Annotated in this window: 21 protein-coding genes and 3 tRNA genes; 20 read left to right on the top strand and 4 right to left on the bottom strand. The window is 40.2% G+C overall.

Translation table 11 applies throughout. The features are described from left to right. Positions 1–27: 27 nt before the first annotated feature. The gene (locus DC083_RS09270) at positions 28–1,245 is read right to left on the bottom strand and encodes an aromatic amino acid transport family protein (RefSeq protein WP_109189920.1); all 1,218 of its coding nucleotides are present in this window, start codon (positions 1,243–1,245) and stop codon (positions 28–30) included. A gap of 462 nt (positions 1,246–1,707) precedes the next feature. Here DC083_RS09270 and DC083_RS09265 point away from each other — a divergent pair. The 4 genes from DC083_RS09265 to DC083_RS09250 all read left to right on the top strand — a co-directional run bounded on the left by DC083_RS09265 (position 1,708) and on the right by DC083_RS09250 (position 4,300). Continuing rightward, positions 1,708–1,782: transfer RNA gene (locus DC083_RS09265), tRNA-Lys, on the top strand. Between the two features lie 148 nt (positions 1,783–1,930). Continuing rightward, positions 1,931–2,005: transfer RNA gene (locus tag DC083_RS09260), tRNA-Lys, on the top strand. Between the two features lie 141 nt (positions 2,006–2,146). Continuing rightward, positions 2,147–4,159 (top strand): GNAT family N-acetyltransferase, encoded by a 2,013-nt coding sequence (locus DC083_RS09255; RefSeq protein ID WP_109189919.1) that lies wholly within the window; start codon positions 2,147–2,149, stop codon positions 4,157–4,159. Positions 4,160–4,224: 65 nt separating this feature from the next. Further along, positions 4,225–4,300, top strand: a tRNA-Thr gene (locus tag DC083_RS09250). A 405-nt stretch (positions 4,301–4,705) separates the two neighbouring features. On the opposite strand, the gene DC083_RS09245 is transcribed toward DC083_RS09250, so the two are convergent. Continuing rightward, positions 4,706–4,960 (bottom strand): FAD assembly factor SdhE, encoded by a 255-nt coding sequence (locus DC083_RS09245; RefSeq protein ID WP_109189918.1) that lies wholly within the window; start codon positions 4,958–4,960, stop codon positions 4,706–4,708. 352 nt (positions 4,961–5,312) lie between these two features. Here DC083_RS09245 and prmA point away from each other — a divergent pair, with 352 nt between their 5' ends. The 11 genes from prmA (at position 5,313) to secB (ending at position 12,733) form a co-directional block, all read left to right on the top strand. Next, a complete protein-coding gene (prmA, locus tag DC083_RS09240; RefSeq protein WP_109189917.1) occupies positions 5,313–6,200 on the top strand; it encodes a 50S ribosomal protein L11 methyltransferase in 888 nt (295 codons plus the stop codon). 3 nt (positions 6,201–6,203) lie between these two features. Then, entirely contained in the window at positions 6,204–7,148 is a 945-nt protein-coding gene (gene dusB, locus DC083_RS09235; protein WP_109189916.1) for a tRNA dihydrouridine synthase DusB, read from the top strand. A gap of 130 nt (positions 7,149–7,278) precedes the next feature. After that, a complete protein-coding gene (locus DC083_RS09230; RefSeq protein WP_026879591.1) occupies positions 7,279–7,551 on the top strand; it encodes a helix-turn-helix domain-containing protein in 273 nt (90 codons plus the stop codon). Between the two features lie 108 nt (positions 7,552–7,659). Next, entirely contained in the window at positions 7,660–8,226 is a 567-nt protein-coding gene (efpL, locus tag DC083_RS09225; protein WP_109189915.1) for an elongation factor P-like protein EfpL, read from the top strand. 194 nt (positions 8,227–8,420) lie between these two features. Continuing rightward, positions 8,421–9,005, top strand: coding sequence for a peptidylprolyl isomerase (locus tag DC083_RS09220; RefSeq protein ID WP_109189914.1), 585 nt, complete (start codon positions 8,421–8,423; stop codon positions 9,003–9,005). Positions 9,006–9,059: 54 nt separating this feature from the next. Continuing rightward, positions 9,060–9,536: a copper resistance protein NlpE gene (locus DC083_RS09215; protein WP_109189913.1), complete on the top strand. Its 477-nt coding sequence runs from the start codon at positions 9,060–9,062 to the stop codon at positions 9,534–9,536. A gap of 262 nt (positions 9,537–9,798) precedes the next feature. Continuing rightward, a complete protein-coding gene (locus tag DC083_RS09210; RefSeq protein ID WP_026879595.1) occupies positions 9,799–10,302 on the top strand; it encodes a peptidylprolyl isomerase in 504 nt (167 codons plus the stop codon). A 158-nt stretch (positions 10,303–10,460) separates the two neighbouring features. Further along, on the top strand, positions 10,461–11,333 hold the full coding sequence (gene lpxH / locus DC083_RS09205) for a UDP-2,3-diacylglucosamine diphosphatase (protein WP_109189912.1): 873 nt from the start codon (positions 10,461–10,463) through the stop codon (positions 11,331–11,333). A gap of 107 nt (positions 11,334–11,440) precedes the next feature. Next, the gene (locus tag DC083_RS09200) at positions 11,441–11,869 is read left to right on the top strand and encodes a rhodanese-like domain-containing protein (RefSeq protein WP_109189911.1); all 429 of its coding nucleotides are present in this window, start codon (positions 11,441–11,443) and stop codon (positions 11,867–11,869) included. Between the two features lie 11 nt (positions 11,870–11,880). After that, on the top strand, positions 11,881–12,147 hold the full coding sequence (grxC, locus tag DC083_RS09195) for a glutaredoxin 3 (RefSeq protein WP_026879598.1): 267 nt from the start codon (positions 11,881–11,883) through the stop codon (positions 12,145–12,147). Between the two features lie 103 nt (positions 12,148–12,250). Next, positions 12,251–12,733 carry a protein-export chaperone SecB gene (secB, locus tag DC083_RS09190; RefSeq protein WP_026879599.1) on the top strand — a complete coding sequence of 161 codons (483 nt, stop codon included), beginning with the start codon at positions 12,251–12,253 and terminating at the stop codon, positions 12,731–12,733. 294 nt (positions 12,734–13,027) lie between these two features. On the opposite strand, the gene DC083_RS09185 is transcribed toward secB, so the two are convergent. Continuing rightward, entirely contained in the window at positions 13,028–13,966 is a 939-nt protein-coding gene (locus DC083_RS09185; protein ID WP_229822542.1) for a hypothetical protein, read from the bottom strand. Between the two features lie 220 nt (positions 13,967–14,186). Between DC083_RS09185 and nadR the strand changes: the two genes are divergently transcribed. The 3 genes from nadR to DC083_RS09170 all read left to right on the top strand — a co-directional run bounded on the left by nadR (position 14,187) and on the right by DC083_RS09170 (position 16,683). Continuing rightward, entirely contained in the window at positions 14,187–15,422 is a 1,236-nt protein-coding gene (gene nadR / locus DC083_RS09180; RefSeq protein ID WP_109189985.1) for a multifunctional transcriptional regulator/nicotinamide-nucleotide adenylyltransferase/ribosylnicotinamide kinase NadR, read from the top strand. Positions 15,423–15,456: 34 nt separating this feature from the next. Further along, on the top strand, positions 15,457–16,227 hold the full coding sequence (gene pnuC, locus DC083_RS09175) for a nicotinamide riboside transporter PnuC (RefSeq protein WP_229822549.1): 771 nt from the start codon (positions 15,457–15,459) through the stop codon (positions 16,225–16,227). A gap of 177 nt (positions 16,228–16,404) precedes the next feature. Beyond that, entirely contained in the window at positions 16,405–16,683 is a 279-nt protein-coding gene (locus DC083_RS09170; protein ID WP_026879603.1) for a hypothetical protein, read from the top strand. Between the two features lie 135 nt (positions 16,684–16,818). On the opposite strand, the gene DC083_RS09165 is transcribed toward DC083_RS09170, so the two are convergent. Then, complete coding sequence (locus tag DC083_RS09165) at positions 16,819–17,598, bottom strand: rhomboid family intramembrane serine protease (protein ID WP_109189910.1); 780 nt, start codon at positions 17,596–17,598, stop codon at positions 16,819–16,821. 357 nt (positions 17,599–17,955) lie between these two features. On the opposite strand from DC083_RS09165, the gene DC083_RS09160 reads away from it, so the two are divergent. Both DC083_RS09160 and clpB read left to right on the top strand, forming a co-directional pair. Further along, positions 17,956–19,185, top strand: coding sequence for an ankyrin repeat domain-containing protein (locus tag DC083_RS09160; RefSeq protein ID WP_109189909.1), 1,230 nt, complete (start codon positions 17,956–17,958; stop codon positions 19,183–19,185). A 324-nt stretch (positions 19,186–19,509) separates the two neighbouring features. Continuing rightward, complete coding sequence (clpB, locus tag DC083_RS09155) at positions 19,510–22,125, top strand: ATP-dependent chaperone ClpB (RefSeq protein ID WP_109189908.1); 2,616 nt, start codon at positions 19,510–19,512, stop codon at positions 22,123–22,125. Positions 22,126–22,326 lie beyond the last annotated feature (201 nt).

Here is a 22,326-nt window from a genome sequence, read left to right as displayed (position 1 = left end):
ATTACTATATAGAGTCAATGGTCGAAATTAGCCTACGACACTAGGGAGCTTTAAAAGCTCAGGGAATGAACCTACAACAATGATTACACCAGCGCAGATAAGCGCTAAAAGAAGCGCTACATTACCGCCTCGTACCGCTTTTCCTTGTGGATTGCGTTTACGTGCTTTGTAGACTAGCGCTACCGGTAAGATAACGCCGATAAAGGCGAAGATAACGCCGGCAAAGCTAAAGGCGCTTAAGAAGATATTGGGGTAGGTAAAGCCCACAATAATTGGCGGAATAAAGGTTACTGCGCCCACTAAGGTGTTATTCTTACTCATATTAAAGTGAGAGAGAAGATCTTTGACCGCATTCGATAATCCTAAAGAGACACCAATATAAGAAGTCGTTAAGGCAAAAAGCGAGAAGATACGCACCATTTCACTAATAGTTTTACTGCCGGTAGTCACTTCAAAGGCTTGAATTAAACCATTGAGGTTCGGCGTTTCATTGAGGATTGCAATCAATTCGGATTGTTTAAGCACCCCATGCGTTGCCATTTGCCAAATGATGTAGATGATAAAAATACCGGTTGAGCCGAAGAAACAGGCCATTCGTAATTTACGATTATCCCCTTTGAGATACTCATTAATGGTCGGCGTACAGATATGAAAACCAAAGGTCATAAAGAAGATTGGCAGTGCCGAGAAGAAGAGTAGATTATTCGTAGGCTTATATTGCAGATTTGTTACGTTAAATTTGCCAAAGAGAAGATAGAGCAGAATGATAAAGCTGATCACTTTCAAGGTAAAAAAGAGGCGATTAGTGATATCTGATAACGCGATACCGATTGTAACAATGATTCCGAAGAGAATTGCAAAAGAGAGCGAAGCAATTTTCTGTGCTTTTTCGGGAGCTAAATTGAAAGAATCAGGTATAAAGCTAAAGAGTAGATCGCCACTACCGGTAATATACGCGGTTAATACGGCATACATAAAGAAGAGTAGAACAAAGTTGACGATCAATTTACCCGTTAATCCAAAGTACTGCTCTGTAATGCCGGCAATGCCGTAATCATAAGGACTATATTGATGCACTTCGGCATAGAGCAGTGCCGTAAAGGTTAAGAGCACCCAGAGGAAAAAGAGTAGGGCAAAAGTCATTCCAAAGCCCATTTGTGCCGATGTCAGAGGCATGGCCAACATTCCTGCGCCCACCGCTGTTCCGGCGATGATGAGCGTACTTCCAAATACACGGTTTTTCACGTTGTTACTATCCTTATAGTGAAGACATTATGGTGAAGATAAAGACAATCAAAGTTTATGAACTCACGAAGATTGAGGGTCAATATTTGAGATCAATAGTTAATAAAATTTAGGCTACAAAATCAGTATGATCAGAGTTTTGTTTAACGCTCACCACTTATTGAGTCACGATTAAGTGGGTAAGAATATAACGGTTTCTTATCATTGGCATACAAATATTGATTGTTGAGCTCTGATTTTAACTATTTCTTTGATCATAGTAGAGAATCTATAGGTTGTCTAAGAAGATTTTGTAAAAAATAATAATTTTTTCTGACCCTCAATACTTTCGAATACCGAGGTAAATAATTGACAATGAAGAATGATTTTAAAAAGCGTGTTATTTAAGTCGGTGTTACTTTGAAAAAAATCAAAAAGAGTATTGACGATTCTGAAAATTTCTCTATAATGTCAATCCTTGTCGGGTCATTAGCTCAGTGGTAGAGCAGTTGGCTTTTAACCAATTGGTCGAAAGTTCGAATCTTTCATGACCCACCAGACTAAAAAAGCACCTATTAGGTGCTTTTTTCTTATCTCGCTGATTAAGTTCGATCAATATCATTGAATCTGTTTTCAAGATAATCAAGATAATTTTAAAAATAGGGTTGACGAATCGAATAAAAAGATTATAATAATCACTTCATTTGGGTCATTAGCTCAGTGGTAGAGCAGTTGGCTTTTAACCAATTGGTCGAAAGTTCGAATCTTTCATGACCCACCAAATTGAAAAAACCTCCCTTTGGGAGGTTTTTTTATGTCTATCTGTTGATGCCTAGCTCTATCTTTTTTGATTGCTTTTATGGTAATGATGGTAATAAGGTAATGAAGCAGAAGAGCAATGAAATAGAAGAGCGTAAGAAATATGATCCTGTTTTGGCAACAAGCATTGAGTCAATATATTCATCCGTTATCCCGGCAATTGTGGGTGATAGAATGTGCTGATAGTTTTGAAATGCTCGATTTCCCAGCGTTACTCTCCGCCTTTAAAGCCTACTACCCACAAGCGCTCCTCTTTTCAGATCAGCTACAGCTATCAGATGAACAGACGAAGATAACTATAGAGCCCCTCAGAGCGACACGGCACTATCTAGGTGCAACGACAGAGGCGGTACTACTCGATGTTAGGCAAGGGTTTCCCTTAGATTATTTCTTAGCGATTACAGCGACAATTAGGCAAGGGGGATTGCTCATTCTGTTACTCAACAGAGAGGATAAGAATAGGGATAAGGGGATAAACGGTACATTTGGAACGATTGAGAGTCTACGATTTCATTCCGAAGCGATTGCCACCCCTTTTTTTGATCGTTATTTACAGCAACAGCTCTCTTATTACGGGTATCGCTTTGTAGATCATCGGGTGATGATTCCCGACTATCTACAAAATCCACATTTGAATCTCCTCAATCAAACGGAAAAAGAATTAGACAGTGGAGAAGTCATTGAGATAACCCCTGAACAGCAGGTCATTATCCACGATTTTCAAGCACAATCCGCCGGTATTTATACGCTCTTTGCGCCTCGAGGGTGTGGGAAATCGTGGCTCTCCTCCCAGTTAGTAGCCCATAATGTGAGCGACTATATTGTGACTGCCCCGAATCAATCAGCGATTTCTCAATATCAACATATTGATGGATTACAATTTCGTGCCCCCGATGCGCTGTTTCTTGCACAGAAACCTGATCAATATGCTGAAACCTTGATTGTAGAAGAAGCTGGGAAAATGCCGTTGAATCATTTGGTGCGTCTATGTCAGCGTTTTCAGAAAATCCTCTTAATCTCTTCTACCGATAATTACGAAGGGACAGGACAAGGTTTACAGCAGAAATTGCCAGATCTGATTACAATCCATAAAAATTACCAGCTCAGCCAGATTCATCGATTTGATCCGCAAGATCCCCTACAGCAACTCTCTAATGCCTTAATGTTGCAAAATGGAGAGCGCTCTACAGCCTCTTTGACTTACTCAAAAGGGAACGAGGAAAAGGATTATATCTTACCTAAACTTATTTTTCGCTACTTTGATGATCATAATATAGCCGAGTTACGAAGCAATATTCCGGCGATGCGTGCGCTCTATCAATTACTCAATCGCACCCATTATCAAACTCATATTCAAGATCTACGTCGCCTTTTTGATCTGCCAGGTCAATGTTTTCTTCTAGCGTATTTACCTCAAGCTGAAAATGGGGAAGATATGGCGGAGAATCATCGATTGATAGGCGCTATTTGGGGCGTAGAAGAAGGGGGATTATCAGAGGATTTAATTGCCGGCGTGTTTAATGGTTATCGCCGGCCTAAAGGGAACCTTGTGGCGCAAATGCTTACAGGGCAGAGCTATTTCCCAGAAGCAATGAGGCAACATTCTATTCGAATTTCCCGAATCTCAGTTGACGAATCCTATCGGCGTTTAGGTATTGGGCAAGCGATGGTAAAGCAGTTAGAAGAGGCGATCAAAGGTCGACAACGACCTATTGATCGACCTATGGATTTTATCTCGGTCAGTTTTGGTTTAACGCAAAATCTGCGCGATTTTTGGCGTAGTTGCCATTATCAGATGATTCATTTGGGGTATCATTTAGATAAAAGTACCGGATTGTATTCAGCGGTTGTGATTAAAGCGCTCAATGCTGTGTCAAAAGCTTGGATTGCGGAATCGATCGGGAAATTTCAGGCAGATGCCTTTTTACATTTGCAAAATCGTACCTTTTTACCAGAAATTAAGAATATATTGGAAGAGTATGCGAAAAACGGAAAATTTGATCAACGAGATCAAATGGTTATAGAGGCTTGTGAGCAAGAAAAACGAGCTATTTATAGCGTGCAAAATGCCTTAATTCGGCGAGATGTAGAGAAAAGTAATGAAAATATTGATTAAAGATTAGACATCTGTTGACAGAAGTAAAACTCCTCTCTATAATCCTAATTCTGAAATGTAGTTCAGCCGGCGTAGCTCAGTTGGTAGAGCAACTGACTTGTAATCAGTAGGTCCCGCGTTCGATTCGTGGTGCCGGCACCATACAGTAAGAACCCAGTAATGAAAGTTACTGGGTTTTTTGCTTTTTCTCTATTATTAATTATCTATGTAGACGAATCATCTTCCTCAAAAGTAAGAGTGAGAATAAGAGCAATAAGAATGGGGCAATGTTTAAATGCTAAAAGCCCTAAGAAATCTGATCAGTAAGATGGATTTCTTAGGGCTCTGTTGTTATTGCTGAATACTCTCTAAGTAGAGAGTCTGCTCTTGTATAGTAAATTTGGTTTAAGAAAAATGATTTTAAACCACACTTGCAAGATGCCCGATAGAATGGCTTCCTTACCTATTACAGTCGATGCGCCAGCATTTAAATAAGCTTATTTTGAACCGACATTACTATAACTTGTAATTTGAAATTTGATCGGAACTTAGGTTAGGGAATTGAGGTTAATCTTCTAATATATCGGGATTCATCTTTTTAACGAGCGCTTCAATTTCTGGTGTTGGATAGGGTGCGCGATGCATTAAGAGTGAATAGAGCTCAGGATCTTGCATATCAAGCAGAGATAGATAGAGATCTTTCTCTTCAGTGGGTGCTGATTCAAAGTGTTGCTCTAAGTAACGATCGCATAATGCATCAAGTTCTCGCATTCCTCGGCGCGAGCGCCATTTAATTTTTCGAAGATCATATTGTTCGCTCATGGTAAACCTCCTGAAAGGGATAATTCTTTTAGTGATATTTTTAGATAATAGTTCTAGTTTATCGTTTTTATTACAAAATAGGGAATATCTTATAGCGCCTTATGGTATATGTTGAATTGATCTGTCGCACTGCAATATTCTTTTTTGATCTAGCCGGCTCAGGAATCTCTCACTTAAAACAGATGATTATCTGAAATTCGTAAAAAAAATGAGCAAATGATGCGCTATTTTTGATATGATCTATCCCTTGCTAAGAATTGACAGAGCGTGATCAAGATCACTTTTGCTTGATTATCTGCCATTTCTTAGCTAGTATTCTCCCCTTTAATTATTGTGACAGATGGTGTGAACTATGAACAGATGGTTTGAATTGACGCTCAAGGCAGACTCGCGTTTGACCGCAGAATTACTAGATGAAGCTTTGGTAGAATCAGGCGCAGTGGCTGTCACAATGAAAGATGGCGAAGATGAACCTATTTTTGAACCGCTTCCTGGCGAAACACCGCTTTGGCGTGAAACATTAGTGACAGGGCTCTATGAAGAGCCTTGTGATGTGGATGGGATTATTGCTTTCTTGAGTCAATATCTCGATGAACCGCATCTACCGATCGTGGAAACCCACGAATTAGAAGATAAGGATTGGGTGAAAGCGTGGCAAGATCACTATAAGCCTATTAAATTTGGGCCTAATCTTTGGATCTGCCCAACACATTTACCCTCACCAGAACCTGAAATTGCCACCGTACGCTTAGACCCAGGTTTAGCATTTGGTACAGGCACACATCCGACAACGGCGCTTTGTCTTGAGTGGCTTTCAGAAAATCAATCTCTCTTTATTGATCAAATCATCATTGATTATGGTTGCGGTTCAGGGATTTTAGGGATCGCCGGTCAATTATTAGGGGCAAAATCTTGTTATAGCACTGATATAGATCCTCAAGCAATTTACGCGACAGAGCAGAATGCCGAGCGCAATAATGTAGAGATTGTTGCCTCACTACCTGAAGGTTTTTCACCGCCTAAAGCGCGGGTTGTGCTCTCTAATATCCTCTCAGGACCATTAGTCGAATTAGCCCCTATTCTCGGAAATCTAGTAGAGCCGGGGGGCCATTTAGTCTTAGCCGGGCTTTTAGATCACGATGCGGAATTTGTAAAATTGGCCTATCGAGACCAGTTTGTCTTTGAGGCAGATAAGAGTTTAGATGGTTGGACACGACTCTACGGCATCAAAAAACAGTAAGCAATGAATATCGGTCAATATCAACTATCATCGCCTTACGTGTTAGCACCGATGGCGGGGGTAACGGATCTTCCTTTCCGTAAAATTTGTCGCTCAATGGGTGCCGGGCTTGCCGTATGTGAAATGGTCAATGCCAATGCAGAGTTGTGGGAGACAGAGAAGTCGCAATTGCGCTTTACCTATGAAGGAGAAGTCTCGCCGGTGAGTGCTCAGATCGTGGGTTACGATCCGGCAATGATGGCTGATGTGGCGCGTTATAGTGTGGAATGTGGGGCAGAGATTATCGATATTAATATGGGGTGTCCTGCTAAGAAAGTATGTAAAAAAGCGGCGGGATCGGCACTTCTACAAGATGAACCTTTAGTGCAGGCGATTTTAGAAGCCGTAGTTAATGCTGTAGATGTCCCTGTGACACTGAAAATTCGCACCGGTTGGAGTCGAGAGCATAAAAATGCAGTAAGAGTGGCAAAATTTGCTGAAGCTATTGGTATTCAGGCTTTAGCGATTCATGGTCGTACTCGGGAAGATCGCTTCAATGGAGAAGCAGAGTATGACACGATTGCAGAGGTAAAAGCTGCGATCAATATCCCAGTAATGGCAAATGGGGATATTGATTCGGTAGAGAAGGCGATCAAAATAAAGGCCTACACCGGTGTTGATGCCATTATGATTGGTCGCGCAGCGCTTGGAAATCCTTGGCTCTTTCGTTCATTGGTGGAAGGGAAGGTATATCAACCCTCGAATAGAGAGCGGTTAGAGGTCGTAATGACTCATATTCGTGAGTTACATGAATTTTATGGAATTGAAAAGGGCGTCCGTGTTGCGCGGAAGCACCTACTTTGGTATTTGCAAAATCGCACTATTGCGGAGGATTGGCGTAGCGCTATGTTACGGGAATTAGATCCCTCAAGGCAACTTGAATGGGTGACTCGAATCTTTGGTGAATAGTCGATGGATGGAATATCGCATTATTGAGTACTTATTTAAGTAGTTATTTAAGTCTCAATTGTTAGTTTCAGTGATTAGTTTAAATTATTAGTTTAACTTATTAAATTACAATTATTTTAGGAGTAACAACATGATTTCTCGTGAGCGTCTTAAAGATCACATTCCTTTACGTGAATCGGTCAAAGAAGCATTAGATGAAATTTCTAATTTATTAGATGGTAAATATCCACCTAATCTCTATCGTTTAGTGATTAATGAAGTAGAACGTCCACTTTTTGAGAAAGTTTTAGAATATACGGATGGTAATCAGTCAAAAGCCTCGGAAATTTTAGGGATTACCCGTTCAACGCTCAAAAAACGTTTAGATTACTTTGATATTGATCCTCGCGAGCATAAGTCATAAGATAAGCGCTATCTATTCTGCAATAGGGTGGTTATCTATGATTCAATATTGATTCATCCTATTTTGCAGTACCGAGTAGTTTAAATTATTCAATTAGAGGAGAGAATCATGAAAAAAGCAAATGATGTACGTCGTGGAGATGTGATTGCACATAACAATCTCTACTATTTAGTACGGGAAGTGGAAAAGTCAGCACCGACAGCTCGTGGTGGTAATACTACATTTAGAATTCAGATGTTCTCGATTCCTGATAGTCACAAAATTGATCTCTCTCTTCGTGCGGATGATGAACTAGAAGATGTGCAATTAAGTAAGCGTGCGGCGACATTCTCTTATAAAGATGGTGAAAGCTATGTCTTTATGGATAGTGAAGATTATAGTCAATACTATCTTAGCGAGAAATTAGTGGGTATTGATGCCGGTTTTATCATTGAAGGAATTGAAGGATATTATGTTTCTCTGATTGATGAAACACCAGTTGCGCTCTCTCTACCACAAACAGTGGTGTTAGAAGTGATCGATACTGCACCTGAAATGAAAGGGGCAAGTGCAACAAAACGCAATAAACCTGCGAAGCTCTCAACGGGGATTACCGTTTCTGTACCAGAATATATTGAAAATGGTACGAAAATTATCGTCAATACAGATACAAGAGAGTATTCAAGTCGCGCTTAAAGAAGTGGCTTAGTCACTTTTTATATAAGTATACTGAAAAGGTGAGGTTCTTTAGAATCTCACTTTTTTTGTGGGTTGAAATTAGAGAAATAACCCCCATTATGAGATGATGTAAAGAAACGTTAGCGGTTATTGTTGTTGATAATCGTAACGTATATTCATAAAGAATGTTGAATGATATAGAGGAGTAGAGAATGAAAAAATTGATGTTAGCCGGCGCTTTAATGGCAAGTTTAATGACGGGCGTAACGATGGCCGCTGATGAGGTTAAAGCACCGCCTCTCTATGTCGAAATGGATACAAACCTTGGCAATGTCGTCTTTGAATTAGATGAAGCTAAAGCTCCGGTAACCGTAGAAAATTTCAAAAACTATGTGGATGATGGTTTTTATGATGGCTTAATTTTTCATAGAGTGATTGATGGTTTTATGGTGCAAGGGGGCGGTTTTGATGCCGATATGAAGCAGAAGAAAACAGCCGCACCGATCAAGATTGAATCCGATAATGGACTTAAAAATGTTCGTGGATCAATTGCAATGGCGAGAACGATGGATCCTAATTCAGCCACAAGCCAATTCTTCATTAATACTCAAGACAATACGTTCTTAGATTACCCAGGACAAGATGGGTATGGTTATACTGTATTCGGAAAAGTGGTTGAGGGAATGGATGTGATCGACAAGATGGAGAAAGTCAAAACGACTTCAAAAGCGATGCATCAAGATGTCCCCGCTAAACCGATTGTGATTGAAAGTATGAAGTTTGTGGAGAAACCATAAGTTTCCACTGATTTAGAATTTATTCATCAAGTTCATTCAGCCTAGGAGTTTACTATGAAAAAGAAATTAATTTTAGCGCTCAGTGCTACATTATTACTCGCCGCTTGCGGTGATGATAAAGCGAAAGAGATCACACCTGCCGAGGTTGATGCCAATAGCGTTGAGTTTTCATCTGAGCATACCGCACAAAATTCATTAGATTATGCCGGTGTTTATAAAGGACAATATCCTTGCGCAGATTGTAGCGGGATCGATGTGGAATTAACCTTAGATTATAATGGAAATTATGATCTGAAACAGACCTACTTAGATGTGAAAGGAAAAAATGAAACCTTTAATGAATCAGGTCGTTTCACGTGGAACAAAGAAGGACAAGTTGTCACATTAGAAGGAACTGATGGCGGGCCAGATGGTCAACTACGCTTCTTCGTGGGAGAGAATATTCTTTTCCCAGCGAATAAAGAGGGTAAACGCATCGAAAATGAAGGACCATTTGATTACAACTTGCAGAAAGTATTACCGGAGGGTTAATACTATTTGAAGATACTTTTACAGTGCGAGGAATCAACTGCAATCATCAGAATTATTGTAATAATAATTATCTCAATACTGAAGGTGACACTCTTTCTACTGTAGAGTATTTAGTGATTAGTGAGTAGAGGTTTCAAAAGATTTTGGATTCACGTGAAACCTCTCTCTTTTAACCGTTTTGTGACATTCATATGTGACATTCATATGTGACAGTCAATATCGACATATCAATATATCAACATTAATATAGAAGGATATTCCTATGCTTAAGTTTCACACGACAATGGGTGAGTTTGTCATTACTTTAGATCATGAGAAAGCGCCAATTACAGCTGCTAACTTTGTGCAATATGCTAAAGAAGGTTATTTTGAAGGAACGCTTTTTCATCGTATTATCCCTGGATTTATGGTGCAAGGCGGCGGTTTAGAGCCAGGCATGCATAATAAGACGAAAGGTCATCATGAGCCAATTCAAAATGAAGCGGATAATGGTCTTAAAAATGTCCGAGGTTCAGTTGCGATGGCAAGAACGATGGACCCCCATTCTGCAACAAGCCAATTTTTTGTGAACTTAGTGGATAATGATTTCTTAGATCATAAATCACAAACACCACAAGGTTGGGGCTATGCTGTATTTGGTAAAGTTACCGAAGGGATGGATGTGATCGATGCGATGGCAAAAGTGAAAACTTCATCTAAAGCAGGTCATAGAGATGTGCCGGTTGAAGATATTATCATTGAGCGCGTTGAAGTGATTGGCGAGTAGTGAGTCAATTAAACTACGATATTAGTTGAGAGTCATTTGTGATTGATGATGGATTTCTTTGATTCTTAGACAGGAATGACGTGATAAAATAGTGATTCAATTAGATCGTAATCAGATCGCATTAAAATCACAATTAAATCGTAGTAGAGGAGTGAAATATGGAGAGGAGTTATCTCGGCGTGCAATCGGCGCATCATCCTATCTCACTCTTTATCAGTGATATTCATTTAAGTGAGAGTCGTAACGATATCGTTACGGCTTTCTTACAATTTGTGACAGAGGTTGCACCTAAAGCTGATCGTCTCTATATCCTCGGAGATCTTTTTGATTTTTGGGCAGGAGATGATATTGCAACACCTTTAACGGAAAAGGTTGCAGTGTATCTATCAAAGTTAGCGAAATCCGGTGTTGAGATCTTTTTTTTGCCAGGCAATCGAGATTTTGCATTAGGGAAACGCTATGCTCAACAAGCTCACTTTCAGATTCTGCCAACGGAATACCGACTTATAGTCGAGAAGGATAGTGAAGCGAAATCACTGAATTATCTTAATGATATATCGGATGATATAGATAAAAATATTGATGATTCAAGAGAAAGTGCTGACTGCCTTGATATTGATTCTCCTATTTTACTGATTCACGGGGATGAACTCTGTATTGATGATCTCGCTTATCAACGTTATAAAAGATGGATTCGTCAGCCCATGATTTTAGGTTTACTTCGGCGATTACCAAGAACTTATCGTTTGCGACTAGCCGATAAGATCCGGCAGAAAAGTCGAGATTTGCCTAATAAAGCAATCATTGATGTCAATGAAGATTTTACCGAGCGATTTTTTGCACAAAAGTCGGTATCCACTATTATTCATGGGCATACTCATCGTGCCGGTATTCATCGGTATCGCAAGGGACAGATTCGTGTTGTGTTAAGTGATTGGGATCGAACAGGAGATTATTTAGTACTTGAAAAGGGTCGACTCTGTCGCCATACATTTAAAATAACGAATCAGGGAATGGAAGCGATAAGGTAGCGCTTTGGCTGTATCATTTTACTCTAAAATAGCGTAAGATAACCGATGGTTATGTGAAACCTCTTCACCTCAAAGATTCAAAACAATTAAGAATAAAGAGTAAGTATATGAATTCGATTATGCCTTTTATCCAACAAAACTGGATGTTTGTGGCAGCATTTGTTGTTGTTGTCGTTCTTTTAATTGCCAATGAGATTAACGCTGCTCGTGGTAAAAAGTATCGTATGAGTATTACCGATGCTTTGAGGGAATATAATGATGATAATGCTGTATTTATTGATATTCGCCCGAAAAAGGATTTTAAAAAATTGCATATTCCTAATGCGGTTAACATTCCAACAGCCGAGCTTGAGAAACAATTAGAGAGTTTAACGCAATTTGGCGATAAGAAAATTATTGTATATAGCGATACTGATCCACGTGCTAATGAAGCGTGTATTAAATTACGTAAATTGCATCCGAATGCAGCACTTAATGTGCTTGTAGGCGGTATTGTCGGTTGGCAAGAGGCGAATTTACCTCTTTCTAAAGGTTAAAGGAGTAGAAAATGAAAAAAGTAGAAGTCTATTTTAAAACCACTTGTGGTTATTGCCGTCGTGCATTTGAAGTTTTAGCGCGTCACAATGTTGAGCCTGTCAAAATTGACGTGGATAGCGATCCAAAACTTTGGGAAGAGTGCCAAAAACGTTCTGGTCGTAATACTGTTCCTCAAATTTTCATCGGCGATTATCACGTCGGTGGTTGCGATGATCTGATGATGCTTGAGAAGAAAGGTGAGCTTGATGATTACCTTTCAGGTAAGTTACCTCAGTAATTGTCGTAATAGATAAGAGTGTCGATGCACTCTCACTAAGCAATTTTAAAACGAGGATCATCTATGATGATCCTCATTTATTAAGTTAAAAGGGTTAAAATCCATGAGCGAAACAAATCAAACTAACGAAGTAAACCAAGAGAACCAAGCATCATTTGATATCTTAAGAATCTATACTAAAAATGTCTCTCTTGAATCTCCTAGCACACCTGAAATCTTTAAAATGGAAGTGCAACCAGAAATTCAAATTCAATTGAGTAATGAAGAGCGTGAAATCGAGCCAGGTATTCACGAGGTGGCATTAAAAGTCACCGTTACTGCAAAAAGCGAAGATAAAATTATGTTTATCGCCGAAGTTGAGCAAGCGGGTCTTTTCCAATTAGTGAACTTCCCAGCAGAGCAACTACAGGCTATTCGCGGTGGTTATTGCCCTAATATCCTCTATCCTTATGCGCGTCAATCACTTGACAATCTCATCTCTAAAGGTGGGTTCCCGCCAGTGATTCTTTCACCTATCAATTTTGAAGCCGTCTATGCAGAGCGTCAAGCACAAATGCGTGCAGATGCTGAAAATATGGATGCGTAATAGATAATTAGACATTTCTAACATCGGATATTCAGTAGAATACTCTATCGAATATCTATTGAATAAAAAGAGAGCTGAATGACGATTGAATCATTCAGCTCTTTTGTATTATGGTAATGTCGGTTCAAAATAAGCATTATTTAAATGCCGGCGCATCAGCCAATCGAGGCAAGGAAGCCGTTCTATCCGGCATCTTGCAAGTGTTGTTTAGTACGGTTTTATGTTTTTTTAAACCCCACAATAGCTGTTGAAAAAACATTTTTCTTAAACCAAATTGGCTATATAATTATCTTTCTAAGGCTGATAAGTCTGAATTCGGTTTTTCCAGCCGGCAAGCCAGCGAGATTCCCCTTTTGTAGGATCTGCGTTATTCACTCGATTCGTTAATACCTGTACAGCTGAACGGCGAAAATCAGCGAGGATCGCTTGATCTTTCTCTGCTTTAGTCTGCCCATTATGAGTGAGTGCCATATTCTCTAATACCTGCATTAAGCCCCAGCCTTCCCCTTGATAGCGCTCATTGGTATTAATGCCCTCGCCTTTGAAATTAACATAATCAATGAGTGCATAGAGGCCATTTTGGGCATTGGCCACTTCGTAGAATTTAATCTCTATAAAATCAGGATATTGGGAGACTGCTTTCATTTTACCGAGGGCATTTTGTAATCGTTGGAAGATAAAGAGCGCCTGATAATCTTTGGTATTGGCCAAAAATTGGGTTAATTCTTGTAGCTCACCGCGGGCTTTTGCTTGATTAAAAGCTTCTCGATGAGGCCAAGGGGCTGTCGGATACTTTTGTAATATCGCCGGTAATGGCACGCCACTTTGTCGTAAAAATGCCACTAAAGCCGGGAAAGTCTCTTCATATTTATCCCGTTCCCCCGCTTTATACCAGATAAAGTGGCCAATCCCGAGTGATGGGAAATTTTCGCCGACATTCCACGAGACTAGATTTTCTAGCTTTCCCCCAGTCTCATTTTGATAGATCTGTTCCCCAACGCGCGCGAGAGCTTGTTGCGAAATATGGATGGGTTGGGCGGAGGCGGTGGAATTCGAACTTACCCTATTTTGAGCCGTCACCGGCACAAAGAGTAACGCACTGATCCCTACCGTCATACTCAATAATAGCTTCAGTGAAGTTCTTAATCTCAATCGATGATGAGAATTACGAAGCTCTTTACGATCTGAATGTTGCGATCTGAATGAGGATAAAAATCGAGTGTGTTGTGCCATATCCTACCTTGGTCTGTTTAAGATTAATTCGTGGGTTTATGGTCGTTATCTTACTTGATCTTGTTATTGCAATCTAGAAGATCACTCGAGAATGATGTAAGAGATCGTTTAAAAATTTAATCCATTGAACAAATAAAGCTTTCTTTTGGTATAAATGTTTTGTATATTAAACAAAATTAACTAAAACGAGACTAAAAGTTTAATAAGAGACGTAATTATGATGATACCCGTTGAGCATCTTAAGAAAGTAATCAAGGATCGTGGTTTGACGCTACAGCGCGTTGCGGAACAGTGCGATATGACGAAAGGTTACTTGAGCCAATTATTGAATGGCAAGATTCAAAACCCTAGTGCTGTAAAGATGAATGCGCTCTATCAATATCTCAATATTCAACAATCGGATACGCAAAAACAGAAAGTGGGACTTATTTTTGGAGCTTTCTATCCACTTCATACCGGGCATATCTACCTTATTCAGCGGGCGATTAGTCAGTTAGATGAATTGCATATTGTGCTTCGCTACAATGAGGCGAGAGATCTGCAAATCTTCGAAGATAGTGCAATGAGCCGGCAGCCTACACTGAAGGATCGTCTGCGATGGTTACTACAGACTTTCAAGTATCAGAAGAATATTCATATTCACTATATTGATGAAGATAATTTGACAGATTCTGCAAAAGATCAGGCTTTATGGGCTGAAAAGGTTGCTTATTTTCTCAAATCTCACAATATTCAACCGGATTTGATCTATACAAGCGAATTAGCAGATGAAGTTTTTTATCAAAAATATCTCAATATTCCGACCAAAATTATTGACCCGGATCGAGAATTTATGCCGATTCACGGGGAAGATATTCGCCGGTCGCCCCTTGCCCATTGGGAATATATTCCGACAGAAGTTCGCCCCTTTTTCGTGAAAACAATTGCGATTTTAGGCGGAGAATCGAGTGGAAAAAGTATGATGGTCAATAAGTTAGCCAATATGTTTAATACTACAAGTGCTTGGGAATATGGTCGGGAATATGTCTTTGAACATTTAGGGGGCGATGAGCGCGCACTGCAATATTCTGATTACGATCAGATTGCCCTCGGTCACGCGAAATATATCAATTTTGCAGTGAAACACGCCAATAAGATTGCCTTTATCGATACCGATTTTCTCACAACGCAGGCTTTCTGCATTCAATATGAGGGCAAACCGCATCCCTTTGTACAAGCGTTGATTGATAGCTACCGCTTCGATTTAGTGATTCTACTGGATAACAATACCCCTTGGGTGGCCGATGGTTTACGGCATTTAGGGGATAATCAGGTGCGTAAAGAATTTCAATTGCTTCTTAAAAAATTGCTGCGAGAAAATCAGATTGATTATGTGGAAGTCACAAGCGATCAATATGATGAACGATATCTTCAATGTATTGAATTAGTTGAAGAATTACTTAGAAATGCCCGTTAATGTATGAATTAAATTATCCAATGAGGACGTTACAATGACTTACAATACTCAAGAAGCACCGGTTACATTGACCTCTTCCCCGATAAAGATGAGTCCCTTTTCTCGGGCTGTATTGTCGATCGGCCGCCATAAATCTTATCCTTATATCTGTTTTATTTTGGTGGTTGCCGCCTATCTCTATACGGAACCTTTTGCCGAATTTGATTTGCGTTATGGAATCTCATTTTTTGGCGCGATTACCGGGTTAATTTGTGTGATTTTAATGACCCGAAGAAGTCAGATTGCCAATTACTTTGGTCTACTCTCTACATTTGGTGAGAGTATCGGGAATTTCTTAGGGGGGAATATTGGTGCAGGATTACCTCATATCTACAATTTTAGTACCCACGTTTACGGTGTTATTAATTGGCGCAAAAATCACGATGCTGATGATAAAGTGATTACCCGTTCATTAACACTCAAGCAGTATCTCTATGTAGCACTCGCCTTTATCCTGATCTTCCTCTTTAATATCGTGATAACTCGAATGTTAGGCGTGGAGAACACCTTTTGGCAATTGATACTCAATGGCTTTATCTTTGGCCTTGCGATCCCGGCGCAGACGCTCTTAATGATGCGTTATGATTTTAGTTGGTACCTTTGGGTATTGATGAATATCTTTATGGTGATTCTCAACTTCTTTGGTCCTGAACCGAATCCTGTTATTGGGGCGCAATATAGTGTTTACCTCTTCAATTCCCTCTATGGATTAGTGGAATGGCGCACTTTTGCAAGAAGTTATGAAGCTGAAAATAGCGCTGTTTAAGTCGATATTAATCAGACAGGAACTAGGGATGAAGTATCTATTAAGTGGCGAATGAAAAAGATAGATATTCACTGTTATAAGTGCAATAGTGCTATAATCATCTAAGAATATTGAAATAGATAGATAAAACTCAATATAAGATAGTTGTTTGATCCACTTAATGTAGGAGATAAGAAAATGACAAAAACTAAAGGCGATATCGTTAAAGAAAATATCACTCACGCGGCTGAAAAATTAGGCAATGTGGCTGCGAAGCTGACTGATGAAACGATCCTTAAAAGCCACGAAGCGAAAAGAGCATTAGATGATCAGATCGCAACGCTCAAAGAGAAGCGTGATGCGTTAGCGGATAATGCTGATGAAGCGAGAAGTTCTTTGAATGAGCAGATCGAAGCATTAAAAGCGAAAGCAAAAGAGCTATCTCAATTAGCGAATGATAAAATTCAAAAGATGTAATCAATATTATCAATATCATCGATTGCATTGAAACAATTATAAAAGCCCCGATAGAATTGATCCTATCGGGGCTTTTTTATGGTTATAGGTTGATGACCTTTGAATAATCTTGAACTACTCTATCTTCCGGATTAATTAAATCGTGCCATTGTAGCTTGGAATTGTTAATCCCCGTTTTTTCCAGTAGAGAATCAGTAGGAAACCGGCAACTGCACCGCCTAAATGGGCAAAGTGGGCAATGGGGTTCCAAGAGAGATTCATCAAACCTAGAATAATCTCTAAAATGATAATGCCGGGGATAAAGTATTTTGCTTTAATCGGATAAGGAATAAAGATAATCATCAAGCCGGCATTGGGGAAGAACATCCCAAAGGCGATTAATACGCCATAAATCGCGCCAGAGGCACCCATCATCGGCCGGAGATATTCACTGACTAATTCCATTAAAATAGGCACACGATTAATAATCTCACTGCCGGTAATATTGCCTAGCGCATCCATTCTAATTGAACCGGTAATTTGTGCCAATATTTCAGGGGAGATGCCGAGTGTTGTGATCACATTCTCTTCGAGATTATGGATAGAGAAATAACTCTGTGCATTGAAGAGGATAAATGAGCCAAATCCCGCTACAAAATAGAGGATTAAGAAGCGTTTCGTTCCCAAAATTCGCTCAATCATTCCGCCAAACATCAAGAGCGCCAACATATTAAAGAGCAGATGAGAGATACCCGCGTGTATAAAGAGATGAGTAAAAGGTTGCCAGAAATGAAAGAGTGGCGAACCGGGATAATAACTGCCGAGAATATAGCTTAAATCGGTAATCTCAAGGTAAGAGAGGAGCAGAGTGAGGATAAACACCCCGACATTAATGAAAATCAATGAACGGGTCGCTATGGGAAGCTCTTTTAGCATAAAAAATCCTTATATACGCTGAAAATAGGATGGCAAATCAAGTCGTTCAGTAGAGACGTAATTTTAGTGTCATTTTATCATAGAATCCCTTTGGGCAATGATTTGGGAATCGCTGATTCTCTGATAGACTAATGAATCGATTGAGGTCGATCTAGCCTAATCGCTAGGCGATACTATTTTTATAGTAAATTTGGTTTAAGAAAACATAAAACCGTACTAAACAACACTTGCAAGATGCCGGATAGAACAGCTTCCTTACTTGTTACAACTGATGCGCCGGCATTTAAATAAGCTTATTTTGAACCGACATTACTATATAATCTCTTTTCCCACTTTGTCGCAAAAGGTTCTATATTTATGACTCAGATTAAAGATAGCGCAACACAGCTTCCTTGGATTCGTTATGACCGTAATCCTTACGGTGTGCCGTTGTTAGATCTTCGTCCTATTACATTTCAATTGGCAAGTGATGTGGGGGAAATCGCGCTCAAACATTTGGACAGTTATAGTTTAGAAGATGGGGCGACCTTTAGCGGATTATTGCCGGGGGAATCGCCGGAGAATCGTGGCAATGATGAGAATAATGGTGATACTGACAAGAGCAATATGGATAAGCGCGATACAGATCAGGATGACGGGCATTTCGGAAGTCTTATCGAACCGGTATCTGTAGAGACAATTCGACGAGTTCCTTGTGAACTCTCTTATGAGACGGTTGAGAAGCTCTATCCAGGCTCACTCTTTGTGCCACAAACGCCGGAGGATCGTTGGGCGATCTTCTTCGATGGGGGTTATATCTACTTTGTGCGCAGTTGGTCTCGGCAATTAGTGGCAAGGGCAAAGGTGGAATTAACGCCTCATCAGCTCTTGATAACGGAGATTGAGGGGGCGATTTTAGAGGAGTTTGAAACAGAGAATCAGACCATTGCACTAGTAAATTTTCTAATGTTAAGCCACGTGTTAGGCGAGAGTGCGCCGGTGCCGTTGCTCAATGAACTTGAATCGGACCCTAATCGCGCGGCTGTTTGGGCATTTGCCTTTTGTGGCCATAAAGCCAAAGTTGGAGTCTTTGCCGAAGATGCTATTTTCCCGGCGCAAGGGGGCATTATTCGTTCAACAACCGCTTACCATATTGCCATTGCCAATGATGATAAGGAGAGCGTGAAGCTCATTCTCTCTCAAAATTGGGTTGATCCCAATGTGATCGCACAAGATGGCTTTACCCCGATTCATTGGGCACTCTATACCGATCATTTTGAGATGATGGAATTGCTTGCCGATAACGGTGTGGATATCAATGCTTATTCCTTGTCACAAACAACGCCCTTGATGGATGCGGTTGAATTACGTTCAGAGAAAGGGGTCCATACGTTATTAACACTCGGTGCTGATCCCCTATTAGAGGATCAATTGGGCTTTACGGCACTTCATCGTGCGAGCGCTATGGGTGAACTCAATATTGCTAAAGCGCTTCTGTTAGCGGGAAGTGATCCTTATCAAGCGAATAAAGCCGGCATTACCGCTATTGATTTAGCCAAAGAGAAAGGCAATAGTGCAATGGTTGCACTGCTTTCGGAGCAAGCTTAAGGCTTACTTAATCTTAAGTTAGGATCTTAAGATTGATCTAAAGGTCGATCGGATCAATTTCATCAGAAAGTGGTAAAAATAGTGCAAATATATTGCAAATAAATTAGATGAAGTAAAAAAGAGACTTGTCAATAAATTTATGGCTTTATTACCATAAATTTTGTCTTTTTTTGTCAAAATTTCTTGAAAAGTGAAAGTTAGCCCCCATTTTGTGATACGTAAGGGGAATAATCTAATGACTTAAGAAAGTGTGTAGGATAAGAATAGAGTATTAGGTTCCAACAATCCCCAGCTACGATCAATAAACTTATAGGGAGATTTTGGATGAACCAAGATAAATTTACACAAGCATTTTTAAATGCGTTAAGTGGTGCGCAAACATTAGCGTTAACCAATGATAATCAATATATTGAACCAGAACATATTTTAAGCACGATGATCAATCAGCGTGAGGGTTCAATTTTGCCACTTTTCCGGCAATGTCGCGCGAATATTGCGCTTTTAAACCAGAAAGTGAATGAAGAGATTGAAAAATTCCCGAAAATTTCGGGCAGTAATGATATTCATATTAGTCAAAATTTACAGCGTGTTTTAGTCGCCTCTGAAAAAGAGATGCATAAACGCGGTGATGGCTATCTCTCATCTGAGGTATTTGTATTAGGGGTATTAGATGAGAATAAGAAATTAGCCGAAATTCTCAAAGAGTGCGGTGTCAATAAAGAGGTTTTAAATCGTGCAATTGATGCGATTCGCGGAGGTGAAAGCGTGCAAGATCCTAATGCAGAAGAGAAACGTGAAGCATTGAATAAATATACGGTAGATTTAACTGAGCGTGCAGAGCTTGGTAAACTCGATCCTGTGATCGGGCGTGATGATGAGATTCGTCGTGCTATTCAAGTATTATCTCGCCGTACCAAAAATAATCCCGTATTAATCGGGGAACCTGGTGTGGGTAAAACTGCGATCGTGGAAGGGCTTGCCCAACGTATCGTGAATGGCGAAGTACCGGAAGGATTGAAAGGAAAACGTGTTTTATCATTAGATTTAGGCGCGTTAATTGCCGGTGCTAAATTCCGCGGTGAATTTGAAGAGCGCTTAAAAGCGGTTTTAAATGAGTTAGAAAAAGCCGATGGTCAAGTGATTCTCTTTATCGATGAGATTCATATGATGGTCGGAGCAGGTAAAACAGATGGCGCGATGGATGCCGGTAACTTACTCAAACCTGCGCTCTCTCGTGGTGAACTGCACTGTATCGGAGCAACCACACTGAATGAATATCGGGAATATATCGAAAAAGATGCCGCGCTTGAGCGCCGTTTCCAACAGGTATTAGTGGAAGAACCTACGGTGGAAGATACCATTGCGATTCTGCGTGGATTGAAAGAGCGGTATGAGATTCATCACGGTGTTGAGATTACCGACCCTGCGATTGTCGCAGCCGCAACGCTTTCTCATCGTTATATTACCGATCGACAATTGCCAGATAAAGCGATTGACCTGATTGATGAGGCGGGAAGCCAAATTCGTATGGAGATCGATTCTAAACCGGAAGCGATGGATAAACTCGATCGCCGCATTATCCAGCTCAAAATTGAGCGGGAAGCGATTAAGAAAGAGACCGATGATGCGTCTAAAAAACGCCTTGAAACCTTAGAAACAGAGCTCTCTAAATTAGAGAAAGAGTATGCCGACCTTGAAGAGGTTTGGAAAATTGAGAAGAGCTTAATGCAAGGGGCAACCTCTCTGAAAGAGGATCTCGATCAAGCGCGTATTGAGCTTGAAGCGGCGAAACGTAGCGGTGATCTTGCGAAAATGAGTGAGCTGCAATATGGTCGTATTCCTGAGCTTGAGCGTCAATTGAAAGAGTCACAAGCAGCCGAAAATCACGAAGAGCGGGAACATAAACTTGTTCGTACTAAAGTAACGGCGAATGAGATTGCTGACGTCGTTTCTAAATGGACCGGTATTCCTGTGAGTCGAATGATGGAAGGGGAGCGGGAAAAATTGCTTCGGATGGAAGAAGTTCTCGGTGAGAATGTCATCGGTCAGAAAGAGGCTATTACAGCAGTATCCGATGCGGTGCGCCGTTCTCGTGCGGGATTATCAGATCCTAATCGTCCAATCGGTTCATTCCTTTTCTTAGGCCCAACCGGTGTGGGTAAAACAGAATTAACAAAAACATTGGCCACATTCCTCTTTGATGATGAGAATGCAATGCTTCGTTTAGATATGTCTGAGTTTATGGAGAAACACTCGGTTGCGCGCTTAATCGGTGCGCCTCCAGGATATGTGGGTTATGAAGAGGGCGGTTACTTAACAGAAGCGGTTCGTCGTCGCCCTTACTCTGTCATTCTGCTTGATGAAGTGGAGAAAGCGCATCCTGATGTCTTTAATATCTTATTACAGGTATTAGATGATGGTCGCTTAACCGATGGTCAAGGTCGTACGGTAGATTTCAAAAATACCGTTATTATTATGACCTCGAACTTAGGCTCACATCTGATTCAAGAGCAAGCAAGTCGCCTAAGCGATTTGAGTGAAAAAGATCAATATCTAGCAATGCGCGAATCAGTGATGGATGTGGTCGGTCAACATTTCCGCCCAGAGTTTATCAACCGTATTGATGATATTGTCGTCTTCCATCCATTAGGAAAAGAACATATCCGCGCGATTGCTAAATTACAGGTGAATCGTGTTGTTAAACGTTTGCTTGAGCACGATGTGATCTTAACGGTGACAGAGGAAGGCCTCGATAAATTAGGTGAAATTGGTTACGACCCTGTCTTTGGTGCGCGTCCATTGAAACGTGCAATCCAAACGCATCTTGAAAATCCACTTGCGAAAGCATTCTTACGTGGAGAATTTAAAGGTGGCGATACAGTGATTATCGATGGCGATCTGAATATGGATATTATCGATGCCGAAATCATTGTTGAGTAATTGATATTACTTGATCTTGTATCATTTTGTATAATTGATAATCAACCTTGTCTATCTTAGGATAGGCAAGGTTTTTATTTATCATAAACTCGGTGCTAACATAGCATTTATGGGAAAAACCGATCATAATGGTGAATGAGATTCTAGTTTCAGATAAAAATTGAGAAACTTCTATAACCCGTAGTATTTGATGCCTTATTT

The organism is Ignatzschineria ureiclastica (genome assembly GCF_003121845.1).
GTDB classification, from domain to species: Bacteria; Pseudomonadota; Gammaproteobacteria; order Cardiobacteriales; family Wohlfahrtiimonadaceae; genus Ignatzschineria; species Ignatzschineria ureiclastica.
This window is presented reverse-complemented; position numbering and strand designations above follow the sequence as displayed.